Consider the following 14,917-nt stretch of genomic DNA (forward strand, 5'->3'; position numbering starts at 1 on the left):
CGTGCTTCATGCCGTCTTCCGGCGGCCGGTGTCCTTCGGCGATCCGCCGAAAGACAAGAACGCCAGCGCGGGGGCCATCGTGAGACCTGCGCTGACCGCGGCTGTGGTGGCAGGCGTGGCGACGGCGAGACCGGCGAGGGCTGCTGCGGTGACGAGCGCGACGACGGCACCGTACGCGGCGATGGTGATGCGGATCAGGCGCAGCCGTTCCACCTCCGGCCGTCGGGTGCGGCTCAGCAGCCAGGCCAGGGCGGGCAACAGCAGGACGGCGTGCATGGTGACGGCATGGGCGGGGCGCAGGAATCCTGCCGACTGGTAGGCCTCGGCCAAGCGCCCGGCGCCCCCGAGCATCAGTCCCCGGACGATCATCACCGCTCCGGTCGCCATGGAGGCGGTGAGCGCCACGAGCCCGGCGCGGAGCGCGAGCCGCATGCTGGGCGCGGCAGCCGGGTTGGGGCGCAGCGCGGCGATGGTGAGTGCGACGACGACCACGACGAGCGTGACTCCGCCGGCTGCGAGGACGCGGGTGATCGCGGTGTCGAAGGCGGTCTCGGTGTTGAAGTGGGACGGGACGCCGCGCCACGCCTGCAGGGTTATCAGGCCGGTCTCCAGCAGGGAAGCGGCGGTGAACGCACTCAGGAGGAGAGCGCGGGTGCGCGCTGCGAGCGGGAGGAGCCGGCAGATCCAGGCAGCGGTCAGCACGCTGACCCCGAAGGACAGCCCGAACGTGATCGGCTTCCGCCAGGAGACAGGACCGTCCCACGGGCCGCCGGAGAGCAGCAGGACGACGGTGTGGACGGCAGCGGAGGCGAGCAGCAGGAGCCCTGCGGCGACGGGGAACTGCCGGGTCGAGCGCAGCAGTGCGGTGGCGGTCATGCGCTCACCTCCCGGCGCGAGCGGGCCAGTGCGAACGCGGCCCACACCAGCCAGGCGGTGCCGCCGAAGCGGACGACGGGCAGCAGGTAGCTGAACCCGAAGACCAGGAGCATGAGGGTCGCGGCGAAACCGGCGGCGGCGATGACCAACCCGGTCGTGGCGCAGGCGCGCGGCAGCAGCCCGCTCCCGCGGACCGCCAGGCAGGTGCCCGCCGCGAGGAGCGCGAAGGACACCGCGTACCCGAGGCCGCCGGTGAGGAAGGACAGGTCTGCCATGGCGCGGGCCAGCGCTGCGGGCGAGTCCTCCGGGAGCCTGCCGAGGGCCCAGGTGAGCGCGGCGCTGGAGGCCAGCGAGCCGGTGGCCAGCACTCCGCCGGCGAAGGCCGTCGCGGCCCCTGCGGCGGATTGCTCCCGCCGCACCAGCCGGGACAGGAGAGCGGCGATCGGCACCACGAGCACGGCGGCTACGACCAGCAGGAAGGCGCCCAGGTCGATCGCTGTGCCGTGGTCGTGCACGTAGTAGCGCAAGAGGTCGTCGCCGGAGGTGCCGGGCTGCGGGGTGGCGCTGTTGGCCACGACGTAGGCGGCGGTGAGCACGGCGTAGGTGAGCGTGGCGATGAGCAGTGGGACGGCGCCCCGGAGCGGGGAAGCAGGTGCGGACATGACGTCTCCTGGATCGTCGGCGAACGGCTTCGCGTCAGCCCGACCGGGCCCGGACGCGGAGAAATGATCAGCCGACAGGGGGCGTCAGCGCGTCATCGCCAGCGCTGATCCGCGCGTACGCAGCGCTGCGTACGCCGCGAACGCCCCGGTACGCGAGCGCGGCGGACCGCTGATCACGCCGGGCGGCATCCGACCTGGTACGCGGTGTCCGGCTGCCTGGTGGACGTGCTGAACTCGCGGAACAGGTGCGTTCGGCTGGGCATGTCCAGCTTCTGCAGGATGCTGCTCACGTAGTTCTTGACCGTCTGGCGGGCCAGGAACAGTTCTTCGGCGATCTCCTCGTTGGTCATTCGGCGCAGCAGCATTGCGAAGACCTCCTTTTCCCGGTTCGTGAGCGCCGGGTGCTGATCGGTGGATCGCAATGGTGCGAAAGAAGTCTCTTCGGCTCGGTCGCCGAGATACCAGCTGCGCTTTCCGCGCGCGGCGTCGAGCACCGCGTCGACCAGGGTCGCGGGTTCCACCGACTTGTGCAGGAATGACAGGGCGCCCACGGAAATCGCGCGCACCACGGAAGGTGCCGCCGAATCCGCGGCCAGCACGATCAGCCGCGCGGTGCTGCCGAGCCCGCGGAGGTCCAGCGAGGCCGCCAGTTCCAGGTCCGAGACGACCACCTGCGGTCGGTGCCGTTCAACCAGCTCCAGGCAGGTTCGCGTGGATCCTCCGGTGCCGCGCACCGAAACGTGCTGGTGCACCGAGTCGAGCACGTTCTTGACCGCCAGCCTGAACAGCGGGTGCGGATCGACCACGATGGCCGGCACCGCGGTGCGGTGAATGTGTGCGCACACTTGTCTCCCGATGAGGTTGCGTTCATCTTGGTATGAAGTTATGTTCATTTTCGCGATGGCTCCCTCGTTGATCGTTCACGAACGAACCGGGCATTCCCGATCATAACGATCATGGCAATGGATTGGGATGCTCCTGCAGATTGAGTACTGCTGGTACCGCTCGGTGAAATTTGCCGTTTAAAAACATTTCTGATGAGTGCGGTACCGGCTGTCCTGTTCGGCTTTGACGTCCAGTACCTCGCGGGCCTGCTGGTGCCGAACTCGGCTTGCTTTGCTGGGGACGGGAACTGCGGGACAACGGAGAGCGAGGCGGTATGAATCGCGCTAAGCACTCGGCTGCGGCCGCATTCGATCAGGTCGTCGTCACGGGACTCGGGATGATTCTGCCGAACGCGGACGGCCCGGAGCCGGCGTGGCAGCACCTGGCAGGCGGTGCTTCGCAGATCGGGACCGTGCCCGACGCCGTTGCGGGTCACACCGGAATCCGGGTTGCGGGCCGGCTCGGCGACTTCGACCACCGCGAACACCTGCCCGACCTGCCGGACAACTTCGTCAAGCGCTACGGGCGGGAGATCCTCGTCGTGCTGTCGGCGGTGGAGAACGCGCGGCGCGACAGCGGGCTGGAGCGGGCCGCGCTCGCCCCGGAGCGGACCGGGGTCATCGCCTCCAGCGCGCGCGGCCCCGTCGAGTGGTGGTCGCAGGTCCGCTCGGGCACGGCCCTCGACGACCGCTGGCCCGTGCTGTCGCGCGGCAGCGGGATCTTCGCGTCCTTGCCGGGCAGCCCCGCGGCCTTGAGCGCGATCCGGCTGAACGCGCAGGGGTTCGTGACCACCTACAGCAACGCGTGCATCGGCGGGCACCAGGCGATCGGGACCGCTGCCGAGCAGATCCAGCACGGCCGCGCCGACGTCGTGTTCGTCATCGGCCACGAGATGCCGGTGGTTCCGGAGATCTTCCAGATCTACTCGGCTCCGGGCAGCGCGGTCCTGTCCAGGGAGGTCGATCCCGCGCGGGCGATGAAGCCGTACTCCGCGGACCGCGACGGGTTCGCGCTCGGCGAGGGCGCCGTGGTGCTCGTCCTGGAGCACGCCGCCCACGCCGCGGCCCGGAACGCGCGGTGCTACGCCGGGATCCGGGCGGTCCACACCGTGAACGAAGCCGGCCACGCGACGCGGATGGACCTGTCAGGTGCTCGAACCGCGCGGATGGTGGACGAGGTGGCCGCCGCGGCGGAGCTCTCGGTGCGGGATCTGGACTACATCTGCGGCCACGGCACCGCGACGCGGTACAACGACCTCGCCGAAGTGCGGGCCGTGCGCCTGCTGTACGGCGACGGCGACGCGCCTCCGCTGGGGTCGGTCAAGCCGATCTTCGGGCACCTGCTCGGCGCCGCCGGGGTGCTCAACTGCGCTGCCCTGGCGATGATGCTCCAGCGGCAGCGCATCGTGCCGACGGCGAACTGCTCGAACGTCGACCCCGAGTGCGGCGGCGACCACGTGGCCGAAGGCGTGCGGGCCGCGGCGCTGCGCTCGGTCCTGTCGCTGGCGTTCGCCATCGGCAGCCAGAGCTCGGCCGTGGTGATGGAGGCGGTCGCATGAGCCCGGCGATCGCCGCGTCCGCCGACGAGCTGTGCGAACGCCACCTGCGGTCCGGGACGCACCTCCACGTGGCGTCGACCATGTCGCGCCCGAATGCGCTGGTGCGCGCCGTGGCGCGGAACTTCGCGGGCAGAGCGCGCTTCACGGTCAGCGCGAACGCCTTCCACGCCGGAATGCACTCGTTGGTGATGGCCGGGGTGGTCGAGCGGGCGATCACCTGCTTCGCCGGGGACACCGCGCCGGTGTCGCGGCCGAACGGGCTCTACCGGGACATCACCCGGGGGCGCCCGTTCGCCGTCGAGGAGTGGAGCCTGCTGTCGTTCCTGCAGCGCTTGATCGCGGGAGCCACCGGTGCGCCCTTCGCGATCACGACCTCGCTGGTGGGATCCGATCTCGACCCGGCGCCCGAACGGGATGGCAGCGCTCGGCGCATCCCCGCCCTGCGCCCCGACGTCACCCTGGTTCACGCGCACTGCGCCGATGCGCGGGGAAATCTCTACTTCAGCGGCCCCGTCGGCGAGGGCACCTGGGGTGCGATGGCCGCCCGGAGAGGTGTGCTCGCCACGGTCGAGCAGGTCCGCGCCACCGCGCCGCCGCACGCGAAGTGCTCCGTTCCCGCGGACCGCGTGCTGGGCATCGCGGAATGCCCGATGGGCGCCCACCCGCAAGGGATGGCCGCCTGGCCGGAGATCGGTTTCGGCGGATACGTCGACGACTACCCGTTCCTGGAGGAGCTCGCGGCGGCCTGCCGCGCACCGCAGACCGCGCGGTCGTGGTTCGGGAAGTGGGTGAAGGACATCGACGACCAGCGGGGATACCTCGACGAACTCGGTGCGGGACGCGTCGCCGGGCTGATCTCGGGACTGCGTGCAGCGCCGAGCGCCGCCGTTCGCCCGGGCGGGCGGGCGAGCGAGCGGGAACGGCACGTCGTGCTGGCGGCTCGGCGGATCGCGCGAGAAGTCCGGGACAACGGGTACCGCACGCTCCTCGCGGGGATCGGCGTTTCGCACGTGGCGTGCTGGCTGGCCGCCCGGATGCTGAAGTCCGAGGAGATCGAGGTCGAGGTCGTCAACGAGCTCGGGATGATCGGCTTCCTGCCGCATCCGGGCGACACGTTCCTGTTCTCGCAGAGGCACGTCGCCCGGTGCCGCGCCGCGGCGGGCACGCTGGAGGTCCTGGGGCAGCTGGTCGCCGGTGGTGCGCGCACGCTGGGCGTGCTCTCGGCGGCCCAGGTCGACCAGGACGGCCAGATCAACACCAGTCGCACTCCCAGCGGTGGTTTCCTGGTCGGCTCGGGCGGGGCCAACGACGTCGCCAGCCACGTCCGGAGCGTCGTCGTCGCGGCTGCCGCGCCGGATCGCTACGTGCCCTCGGTGGACTTCGTGACGAGCCCCGGGAGGAACGTGAGCTGCGTCGTGGCCGAGTTCGGCGGCTTCGAGCGCGGCGCGGACGGCGCCTTCCGGCTGAGCTCGTGGCTGCCCGCCGAGCCGGGAGCGGATCCGCGGGCCTGCGTCCGGGACCGCACCGGCTGGAAGCCGGTCGTCGCCGACGACCTGGTCGTCGAGGAACCGCCGTCCGGGCGGGAGCTGGCCGTGCTGCGGGCGATCGACGTGCACGGGACCTATCGGTGAGCGGAGGGACAGCGCATGGCTTCCGAGATCGGGATGGTGCTGGACGGGGTCGGCCACCACTTCCCGGGTGACCCCATCGGCAACGACCACTTCGAACGACTCGACTCGCTGGACGTCGACGACGCCTGGATCCGCCGGAACACCGGGGTTTCGACGCGGCACTGGCCCGGCGCGCACGAGCGCCACGTGGACATGGCGGAACGAGCCGCGCGCATGGCGCTGGCGGATGCGGGCTTGGCCGTCGAGGACGTGGACGTGGTCCTGGGCACGAGCGCGACCTCCCGGCCCCGGACGAACCCCTCCACGCCCGGCAACAACTACATGGACATCGCCCTGCCGCTGCAGGACCGCATCGGCGCGCGCCGGGCGATGGCCATGGACGTGATGGGCGTGGCGTGCTCCGGCTTCCTGCACGCCAGCGTGGTCGCGCGCGGGCTGATCGCCACCGGCGGCTACCGCACCGTGCTCATCGCCTGCGCGGAGAACCCCGAACCGATCCTGAACTTCTCCTACCGCAACAGCGTTCTGTTCGGGGCGGGAGCGGCGGCCGGGGTGTGGCGGGCCAGCGCCGGAGCGGACGGGCTGCTCGCCGCGGCGCTGCACGCGGACGGGTCGTACTTCGACGCCTTCGACATCGACGACCAGGACAAGATGGTGATGAAGGGCAAGGTGGTGGGCGACGCGGCGGTCCCGATGCTGGCGCAGGCCACCGAGGAAGTTCTCGGCCAGCTCGACGGCGGTTTGGACGGCATCGACTGGATCATCCCGCACCAGGGCAACATCAACCTCATCACCGGGCTGCGGGATGAACTCCGCCTGCCGGACGAGCGCGTCCTGCTCAACATCCACCGCCGCGGCAACACCTCGAGCGTCAGCGTCCCCGGCTGCCTGTCCGAGCACGTCCACAACGGCACCATCGCCCGCGGGCAGCGCGTCCTCACCATGGCCGTCGGGCGCGGTTTCAGCTGGGGCGCACTCGCTTTCACCTACGGCGAGCCGACCCATGCCTGAAGTCCGGCAAGCGCTGGTGGTGGGCGGAACGCGGGGAATCGGCGCTGCGATCGCACTGGCCCTCGCCGAGTCCGGCTGGCCCACCGCGGTCGCCGCCCGCGGGCAGCGGCAACGGGATGAGTTCGCCGCGCGCGCTTCGGCGCGAGGGCTGCGGGTGCGCACCTACCACGTCGACGTGACCTGCGCGGACAGCGTCGACCTGCTTTTCGAGCAGGTGTGCGCGGACGGTGAGCTGGGCGTTTGCGTGTCGGCAGCCGGGCGCAACCTGTCCCGGCCGCTGCTGCGCGCTCCTCGCGAGGCAGGTGGCACGTGGTCGGCGCACGACGTCGACGAGTGGAGGCACACGATCGACCTGTGCCTCACCGGCACTTTCCTGGTGGGCCGCCGGGCGGCGCTGGCGATGGCCCGGGCCGGTACCGGCGGCGTGATCATCCCGATCGCGAGCAGCACCTGGCGCGGTTCCTGGGGTCAGTCGGCGTACGCGGCGGCCAAGGCCGCGGTCGTGTCGATGACCCGCAGCTGGGCGCTGGAACTGGCCGAGCACGGGATTCGCGTGGTCGCCATCGCTCCCGGGGTGGTGGACGGGACCGCGCTGCGCGACAAGGCGGCGGCGCATCCGAACCACGCGCGGTTCATGGAGCGGCTGCGGCAGCGGATCCCGCTCGGCCGGTTCGCCGATCCCGCCGAGATCGCCGATTCCGCGCTGTACGCGGTGCGCAACGACTACCTCACCGGCACCGTGCTGGAAGTCGCGGGCGGCGGGTTTCCACCGAAGATCGATTAGCCGGTACGCGGAGTACGCACCGCACCGGAACACGGGTACTTCGCGGGTGATGTGCGGCGAATCACCGCTCCGTAACGTCGGTTTCAGCGATCTGAGGGAGTGGAGATGGACTCTCGGAAGAACTCGCTCCGGGCGAGCGTCGCCGACGGCGTGGCGCGAATCGTGCTGAACCGGCCGGAGAAGCGCAACGGGCTCGACCGCGAGCTGGGAGAGCGCTTGCTGGAGAGCGTTCTCCGCGCGGCCCGGGACACCGAGGTGCGGGCGATCGTGATCACCGGCGCGGGCCCGGCCTTCTGCGCCGGTGACGACATCGCCCGCCTGCAGGAGATCCTCCGCGGCGAGCGGGAGAACGCGGCGTCGTTCCGGGAGAGCGGCGATGCGCACTACCTCCGGATCTGCGAGGCGGTGATCCGGGCGCCCAAACCGGTGATCGCGGGCATCAACGGCGCCGCGATCGGGGCCGGCGCGGAGATCGCCTGCGCCGCCGACTACCGGATCGCCGCGCGCAGCGCGTGCATCGGCAGTTGCGTGGCGAACCTCGGGCACGTCGGCAACGCGGTGCTGCTGCCGCGCGTGGTCGGCCTGGCCAGGGCCACCGAGATCTTCATGACCGGCCGACTGGTCGGTTCTGCGGAAGCGGAGCGGATCGGCCTGTTCGACCGGGTCGTGGACGACGCGGAGTTCCACCGGGAGCTCGACGAGCTGGCCAGGACCACGGCGCGGAGCGCGACCAAGAGCCTGGGGCTGTTCAAGGAACTCCGGGAACGAGCGTGGGCGGCGCCGGTGGCGCACGGCCTCCGGCTGCAGGACGAGTACCACGACAGGTGCTGCAACGAGGTCGAAGACGCATCGGAGGGGCCGCGAGCGTTCCTGGAGCGGCGAGACGCGAAGTTCACGGGCCGGTGAGCCATGGGAGGAAGCGTGCAGCAGGGGTGTTGGGCGGGGTCCGGGATCCGGATCACCGGGATCGGCCACTACTTCCCGGTGGATCTGGTGCACAACGTGCCGCAGCGATCCGGCGGGGAGCGGTTCAACGCGATCGACCAGGCCGTGGTGGGGCAGGTCGACGTGCGCACGCGCGGTGTCGCCGGAGCCGACGAGACCGTCGAGCTGATGGCCGTTCGCGCCGCCGAGCACGCGTTGCGGGAGGCCGCCCGGGACAGCGGTGACGTCGAACTGGTCGTGGTCACCAACTGGACGGACCGCCAGTGGGTGCCCGAGCTGGGGCCCGCGGTGGCCGCGCAGCTCAGCGCGAAGGCGCTCGGCTTCGATCTCTGCGGCGCCTGCACGGGTTTCGTGCACGGCGTTCAGACCGCGGCCGCGCTGATGTCCACTTTGGATCTCCGGACCGCGGTCGTGACGTGCTCCGAGCAGTTCTCCCGCCGGGTCCGGCCGGGCAGCAAGGGTGAGCTCGTGGTCGGCGACGCGGCCGGTGCGGTCGTCCTCGAACGCGGTGCGCCCGGCGCCACCGGGCTCATCGACTCGGTGCTGACCAGCGACGGCGGTTCGGCGAGCACGATCTACGCGCGTCGTCCGGAGGGCTGGGTCACCAGCGAGCCGACCCTGGTCGATCGCGCCGTGACGGGCACGGTCCGGGTGGTGGAGCGGCTGCTGACCCGCAACTCGATCCTGATGGCCGACGTCGACTGGGTCCTGCCGCACCCGGGCACCGACCCCGTCCACCGGGCGGTGCGCGAGAAGCTGGGCATCTCGCCGGAGCAGTTCGTCGTCACCATGGATTCCCGCGGGAACACCTCCAGCGCCTCCATCCCGATCGCGCTCTCCGAGCTGTGGCAGAGCGGGCGGGTGCGCCGCGGAGACCTGTTCCTGACCCCGGCCATCGGAGCCGGGTTCTTCGAGGGCGGCCTGCTCTTCCGGCTCTGAACGGTACGGCGATCACCGGAGGCTGAGCGTGACTTCGACGCAATTCGACACCGTGGACCTCTTCGGCGGCCGGACCGCGCTGGTGACCGGTGCGGGCAGCGGGATCGGCGCGGTCCTGGCGCAGCGGCTGGCCCGGCACGGAGCGGCCGTCGGCCTGCTCGGCCGCGGCGAAGCCGCCCTGGCAGAGGTGGCGGAGGCCATCAGCGGGGCGGGCGGCCGCGCGCTGGTGCTGCCCGCCGACGTCCAGGACCACGAGACGCTGGAACGAGCGGTGGAGACCTGCGCCGCCGAGCTCGGCCCGGTGGACCTGCTGGTCAGCAACGCCGGGAGCGGTGAGCACCAGGTCTTCCTGTGCGAGCAGACCGAAGCCGACTGGCAGCGGACGATCGACGTCAACCTCACCGGCGCGTTCCGCATCTGCCGCCTGGTGGTTCCCGGCATGATCGAGCGGCGCAGCGGCGGCATCGTGCTGATGTCCTCGGTGGCGGGCAACCGCGGTCTGCCCGCCAACACCGCCTACTGCGCGGCCAAGTCCGGCCTCCACGGGCTGGCCCGGGCGCTGGCGTGCGAGCTGGGGCCGTACGGAATCCGGGTCAACGCCGTCTGCCCCGGGCTGACCGACAGTCCCGGGCTGACCGACGAATCCCGCTACGGGCGGGACTTCATCGCGAGCCTGGCCCGACACCACGGGCCGCCGGACCTGACGTGGGAGCGCTACGTCCGCCGCGCGGCCCGCAACACCGCGCTGGGCCGGCTGCTCGATCCCGACGAGGTCGCCCGGCTGTCGACCTACCTGCTGTCCGAGCTGTCCGCCGGCATCACCGGGCAGGCGGTCGGCATCGACGGCGGCGCCCTGTGAACCGCGCGAGAGCACTGTGAGGAGTTGCCTTGGTCAGCTTGGCGTCAACCGGAAGGGACGTGCTGGTCACCGGCATGGGGTTCTGCCTGCCGGGGCCCGGCGGAGCGGTCTGCCGCACGCCCGGCGAGCTGTGGGAGACGGTGTCCACTGGGCGATCGCACCTGGACAACGACGGCTTCTTCCGCGGGCGGGTGAACCTCTCCGACGAGGAGTTCGGCGCGGCGGTGCCGGGCATCCCGCAGCGCTACCTGCGCAACTACGCAGACGTGCACCGGTACGGCCTGCTGTCGCTGGTGGAGGCGTGCCAGGACGCGGGTTTCGACTGGCGCGGCGGGGAACTGCAGGACGCCGCGGTGCTCACCGCGCGGGCGAGCGTGGACAACTCGGTGGACACCTACCTCGCGTGCATGCAGGCGGATCCGCGGTCGATCGGGCTGCGCGACGCCCGCGCGCTGTTCACCCGCCTCGCGGTGTCGGCGACCGCGACCGACGTGGCGAACGTCCAGGCGTCCCTGCTGGCCAACGGCGGGCCGAGCTACACGGTCTCGTGCGGGTGCGCTTCGTCGGCGGTGCTGATCGGCGTGGCCGCCAACCTGATCGCCGGTGGTGAGGTCGAGGTCGCAGCGGTCACCGGTGTCGACACCTTCGACACCGACCGGCTCCAGCACTTCGAGGAGCTGAAGGCGGCATCGGGTGCGCAGCCGACGAGCACCACGCCTGCGGCGAGGATCCGCTGGGACGGCCCGATGCGGCCGTACGACGAACGCGCCTGCGGGTTCAACATCGGCGACGGCTCCGCGACGTTGATCCTGGAGAGCCGTGAGCACAGCCGCCGCCGAGGTGCCGAGCCCTACGGCCGCGTGCTCGGCCAGGCGACCACGAGGGGCAAGGCGCAGAGCGCGCTGACCGTGGACGACAGCGGCGAGCCGCTGGCCCGCGCGGCGGAGAAGTGCTTGCGGGGAAACGGTTCCCGAGCCGCGATCGCCCCGTCCGACATCGGCTACGTCAACGGCGGCGCCGAGGGCGATCCGCTCTTCCACCGCATCGAGTACAACGGCGTGCGCGCGGTCTTCGGCGCGCACACCGAGAACGTCGTGGTGAGCTCGCAGGAAGCGTGCTTCGGGCACAACGCGGCTCCGCTGGGCAACATCGGCGCGGCGGCGACGATGCTGATGATGCGCAACGGCGTCGCCGCGCCGACGGCCAACTGCGAGAAGCCGGTGACCGACGCCCCGTTCGAGATCGTGGCCGCCGGTGGCCCGCGGCCGCTGGACTTCGACCTCGCGCTGAGCTTCAACTACCAGCTGGGCGGCGTGTCGAGCGCGCTGCTGGTCGGCTCCCCGGAGGGATGCTGATGCGCGTTTCCGGTACCGGCATGGTGCTGCCGGGCATCGGCGGCCCGGTCCGCACCGCGGCGGACTTCTGGCGGGTGGTCGGATCGGGGCGGACGTGCCTGTCGGCGTTCCACCACCCCGACGTGCCGTTGCGGATCGCCGGGCGGGTGCCGGGCTGGAATCCCGCTGACGAGCTCGACGTGCCGCCCCGGGTCGCGCGCCGGATGGCCCGGGTCACGACCATGGCGGTGGGCGCGGTCCAGCAGGCCCTGCGGGAAGCGGGGCTGACCGGGCTCGACGTCAGCGGCGACCGGACCGTGCTCGTGGTGGCCTCGATGCAGTTCGCCAACCAGGAGGCCGAGCGGTACTTCGACGCCCTCGCCCGCGGCGGTGCCGACGAGCTGGGGATGGACTACTGGCTGACCGGCACGCCCGGCAGCGTCGCGAGTGGACTGTGCTCGGTGCTCGGCATCGAGGTGCCGACGCTGAGCGTCACCGGCGGCTGCAACTGCTCGCTGCGCGCGCTCGAAGTGGCGCACCTGATGCTGCGCAGCGGTGACGTCGATCGCGCCGTGGTGGTGGGCGCCGACGTCGCGCTGGATCCCGTCTACCTGGCCAGCACGGTGCACGAGGGCGCGGGCGGGTTCCGCGCGTCGACGCTGTCGCCGGATCCCGGGGCCGTCCGCCCGCACGACGAGCAGCAGGACGGCAACGCTCCCGGTGAAGGCGCGATCGCGGTCGTGCTGGAACGCTCCGGACCGGTGCGCCTGCGGTTCCGGACCTCGCGCCGCAACGGCCGGAACCCGGTCGACGCGGGGAAGCCGGACAACGTCGTCGCGGACGTCACCGCACTGCTGGAGGCAGCGGGCATCGGGCTCGACCAGCTGGCGTTCGTCAGCGGCTTCGCCGAGGGCACGCGCAACATCGAGGACCTGTTCTGCGAGACCGTGGACCTGCTCCGGGCGCGGTCGGGCTACGCCGGGCCGTTGCTGCTGACGAACCAGGAAGCGGCCTTCGGCCACATCTCCGGGTGCGCGGGGCTGATCAAGTTCGTCGCCGCGCTGCTGATGTTCGAGCACGGTTCGGTGGCGCCGGTGGTCGGGTGCAGGCAGCCGTACCACCGGCTCGACGCGACACCGCTGACCAGCCCGGCCCCGGTCGACGGCAGGCACGCACTGGTGATCAGCACGGGAGCGGGCGGCGACGCCACCTCGCTCCTGATCGAGCACGGGGAGGGCGGTTCATGACCACCGAGTTCAGCGGGGCGCTGGCCCCGCGCGGTTCCACCGCCGTGGTGCTGGGCGATTCACCCGGGTGCGCGACCGTGCTCGGAACCCTCATCGCGGTGGGCGTCGAGGTCGAGGAGGAGGCCCGCGGCACCGCCCCCGACATCTGCGTCGCCGTGCTGACGGGGTCGTCCGTGCTGGGCAGCCGTTCCCGGGGCGGCCTGCCCAGGCAACGGCTGGCGGCGATCGCCGATCGGATGGCCGAACGCGGCACCGGGCGAATGGTGCTCGTCACCGATGCCGGCGGAGGCGTGCACACCGGCGCCGACCCGTCCGAGGCAGCCGACCGCGCGGCGGATCTCGCCTGGTGGCGGCACCTCGCCGCGAGATCGGCGTCCCGAGGTGTGGTGGCGAACCAGATCCGGGTGGGACTCGCGCCCTTCCTCTCCCACGAGCTGGAGCCGGTCCGCACCGGTTCGGTCCTCCAGCACCTCCCGCTGCGCCGGGTGGCCCGCCCCGGCGACCTGGCGTGCGCGCTCGTGCAGCTGATCTCGACGGGCTGCGCGTACACCGTGGGAGAGACGTTGCCGCTCGACGGGGGCCTGACGCTGAACCTCATCCCTCCGCTGCGCGAGCCCAAGCCGTGGACACCGCCGCGAGAACCCGAGGCAGCGCTGGCCGACCGGTTCAGCCTCGCGGGCCGGACCGCCTTGGTGATCGGGGCGAGCAGCGGCATCGGTGCGGAGTCGGCGGCGGAGCTGGCCCGTCGCGGCGCCGATGTGGTGCTGGTGGCTCGCCGCGAACCGGAGCTGCGCGCGGTGGCGGAGCGGATCGGTGGCCGCCCGGTGGTGGCCGATGTGCGCGACACCGAGGCGATCCTGGATTCGGTGGACGGAATCGACCTGCTCGTCTACGCCGCGGGCGTGTTCGGCCTCGACGGCGCGGCCGAGACCCGGGCCCGTTCGATGGAGGTGAACTTCCGCGCCTACGCCGAGATCTGCGACGCCCTGGTGGACCGGTGGCGCGAGTCGGGCACGAGAGGATCGATCGTCGGCGTGTGCTCGGTGGGCGCCGAGGTGGTCCCGGTCCAGCGCATGGAGAGCTACGGCGCGAGCAAGGCCGCGATGGTCCAGTACACGAGGTGCTTGGCGGTGTCCGCGGGCCGCGACGGCATCCGGGCAAACTGCGTGGCACCGGGGATCGTCGACACCCCGATGTCGGAGTGGGTGGCACCGGCGTTCCGCGACGCGTGGACCGCGCGCATCCCGCTCGGCTCGGTGGGAACACCGCCGGACGTCGCATCGTTCGTGGCGTTCCTGGCCAGCGACGCGGCGTCGCACGTGACCGGCAGCCTCGTGCACGTCGACGGCGGATTCACCCTCGGTGGCCTGCCGCCGCTGGGGGAGCAGTGATGGATCAGCCGTTCGCGAGCAGGACCGCCCTGGTCACCGGGGCCTCGTCAGGCATCGGAGCCGCCACGGCGCGGGCGCTCGCCGCGGCAGGTGCGCACGTCGTGCTGGTCGCACGGCGCGCGGATGCCTTGGGCCGAGTCGCGGAGCAGGTGCGGTCTCGGGGTGGGACGGCGACGGTGCTCGCCGCCGACCTCGTCGCCGAAGGAGGGCCCGAGTACGTCGTCACCGAGACCGCGGAACGCGGGCTGATCCCGGAGATCCTGGTGAACAACGCCGGAACAGTGCGACTGGGGGAGGTCGCCGAGCTCCAGCCCCGGCACTGGGACCTCATGCTCCGGCTCAACCTGACGGTGCCCTTCCTGCTGAGCCGCCTGCTGCTGCCGTCCATGCGCGCGGCCGGGCACGGGCTGATCGTCAACATCGGATCGGTGGTGGCGACCGAGACGATCGCCACCACCGCGGGCTACGGAGCGGCCAAGCAGGGCCTCGGCAAGCTCACCGAGATCCTGGCCCTGGAGAACCGCGATCACGGCATCCACTGCGTCGGGATCCTCCCGGGATGGGTCGAGACGGAACTGTCCCCGGACCTGGGAAAGCTCGGCGTGACCAGGGACGAACTCCTCGCTCCGGAGGATGTCGCGGAAGCGGTCCTGTGGGCGGCCACCAGACCGCCGCACGTCAGCATCGGTCCCCTGCTCACGATCAACCCGAGAAGCAGCCGAGCCGATGCGCGAGCGTCCATCGATCGCTACGTCAGCACCCGCCACCGCTAGACCGCTGCGAGCGGCGACTCAC

General features: G+C 71.8%; 14 protein-coding genes. 11 read left to right on the forward strand and 3 right to left on the reverse strand.

What is annotated here, in order from left to right; translation table 11 throughout:
- Positions 1 to 6 precede the first annotated feature (6 nt).
- The 3 genes from OU416_RS28890 to OU416_RS28900 form a co-directional block, all read right to left on the reverse strand.
- A complete protein-coding gene (locus OU416_RS28890; RefSeq protein ID WP_270930186.1) occupies positions 7 to 876 on the reverse strand; it encodes a hypothetical protein in 870 nt (289 codons plus the stop codon).
- Positions 873 to 1,538 (reverse strand): DUF4386 domain-containing protein, encoded by a 666-nt coding sequence (locus OU416_RS28895; protein WP_270930187.1) that lies wholly within the window; start codon positions 1,536 to 1,538, stop codon positions 873 to 875. Before OU416_RS28895 ends, OU416_RS28890 begins: the two co-directional genes overlap by 4 nt.
- 173 nt (positions 1,539 to 1,711) lie before the next feature.
- On the reverse strand, positions 1,712 to 2,356 hold the full coding sequence (locus OU416_RS28900) for a LuxR C-terminal-related transcriptional regulator (protein ID WP_270930188.1): 645 nt from the start codon (positions 2,354 to 2,356) through the stop codon (positions 1,712 to 1,714).
- 341 nt (positions 2,357 to 2,697) lie between these two features.
- On the opposite strand from OU416_RS28900, the gene OU416_RS28905 reads away from it, so the two are divergent.
- The 11 genes from OU416_RS28905 to OU416_RS28955 all read left to right on the forward strand — a co-directional run bounded on the left by OU416_RS28905 (position 2,698) and on the right by OU416_RS28955 (position 14,895).
- Positions 2,698 to 3,981, forward strand: a complete 1,284-nt coding sequence (locus OU416_RS28905; protein ID WP_270930189.1) for a beta-ketoacyl-[acyl-carrier-protein] synthase family protein — start codon at positions 2,698 to 2,700, stop codon at positions 3,979 to 3,981.
- Positions 3,978 to 5,612, forward strand: coding sequence for a CoA-transferase (locus OU416_RS28910; RefSeq protein ID WP_270930190.1), 1,635 nt, complete (start codon positions 3,978 to 3,980; stop codon positions 5,610 to 5,612). Before OU416_RS28905 ends, OU416_RS28910 begins: the two co-directional genes overlap by 4 nt.
- A gap of 15 nt (positions 5,613 to 5,627) precedes the next feature.
- Positions 5,628 to 6,623, forward strand: coding sequence for a 3-oxoacyl-ACP synthase III family protein (locus tag OU416_RS28915; protein ID WP_270930191.1), 996 nt, complete (start codon positions 5,628 to 5,630; stop codon positions 6,621 to 6,623).
- Positions 6,616 to 7,407: an SDR family oxidoreductase gene (locus tag OU416_RS28920; RefSeq protein WP_270930192.1), complete on the forward strand. Its 792-nt coding sequence runs from the start codon at positions 6,616 to 6,618 to the stop codon at positions 7,405 to 7,407. The genes OU416_RS28915 and OU416_RS28920 overlap by 8 nt, the downstream gene beginning before the upstream one ends.
- A gap of 105 nt (positions 7,408 to 7,512) precedes the next feature.
- Positions 7,513 to 8,313, forward strand: a complete 801-nt coding sequence (locus OU416_RS28925) for an enoyl-CoA hydratase/isomerase family protein (protein ID WP_270930193.1) — start codon at positions 7,513 to 7,515, stop codon at positions 8,311 to 8,313.
- Between the two features lie 15 nt (positions 8,314 to 8,328).
- Positions 8,329 to 9,291, forward strand: coding sequence for a ketoacyl-ACP synthase III (locus OU416_RS28930; protein WP_270930194.1), 963 nt, complete (start codon positions 8,329 to 8,331; stop codon positions 9,289 to 9,291).
- A gap of 28 nt (positions 9,292 to 9,319) precedes the next feature.
- Positions 9,320 to 10,150, forward strand: a complete 831-nt coding sequence (locus OU416_RS28935) for an SDR family NAD(P)-dependent oxidoreductase (protein ID WP_270930195.1) — start codon at positions 9,320 to 9,322, stop codon at positions 10,148 to 10,150.
- A gap of 38 nt (positions 10,151 to 10,188) precedes the next feature.
- Positions 10,189 to 11,505 (forward strand): beta-ketoacyl-[acyl-carrier-protein] synthase family protein, encoded by a 1,317-nt coding sequence (locus OU416_RS28940; protein WP_270930196.1) that lies wholly within the window; start codon positions 10,189 to 10,191, stop codon positions 11,503 to 11,505.
- Positions 11,505 to 12,731, forward strand: coding sequence for a beta-ketoacyl synthase N-terminal-like domain-containing protein (locus tag OU416_RS28945; protein ID WP_270930197.1), 1,227 nt, complete (start codon positions 11,505 to 11,507; stop codon positions 12,729 to 12,731). The genes OU416_RS28940 and OU416_RS28945 overlap by 1 nt, the downstream gene beginning before the upstream one ends.
- The gene (locus OU416_RS28950) at positions 12,728 to 14,122 is read left to right on the forward strand and encodes an SDR family oxidoreductase (protein ID WP_270930198.1); all 1,395 of its coding nucleotides are present in this window, start codon (positions 12,728 to 12,730) and stop codon (positions 14,120 to 14,122) included. The genes OU416_RS28945 and OU416_RS28950 overlap by 4 nt, the downstream gene beginning before the upstream one ends.
- Positions 14,122 to 14,895 (forward strand): SDR family oxidoreductase, encoded by a 774-nt coding sequence (locus OU416_RS28955; protein WP_270930199.1) that lies wholly within the window; start codon positions 14,122 to 14,124, stop codon positions 14,893 to 14,895. Before OU416_RS28950 ends, OU416_RS28955 begins: the two co-directional genes overlap by 1 nt.
- The last annotated feature ends 22 nt before the right edge of the window (positions 14,896 to 14,917 follow it).

Origin of the sequence: Saccharopolyspora indica (genome assembly GCF_027853965.1) — a bacterium.
In the GTDB taxonomy this organism is placed as follows: domain Bacteria; phylum Actinomycetota; class Actinomycetes; order Mycobacteriales; family Pseudonocardiaceae; genus Saccharopolyspora; species Saccharopolyspora indica.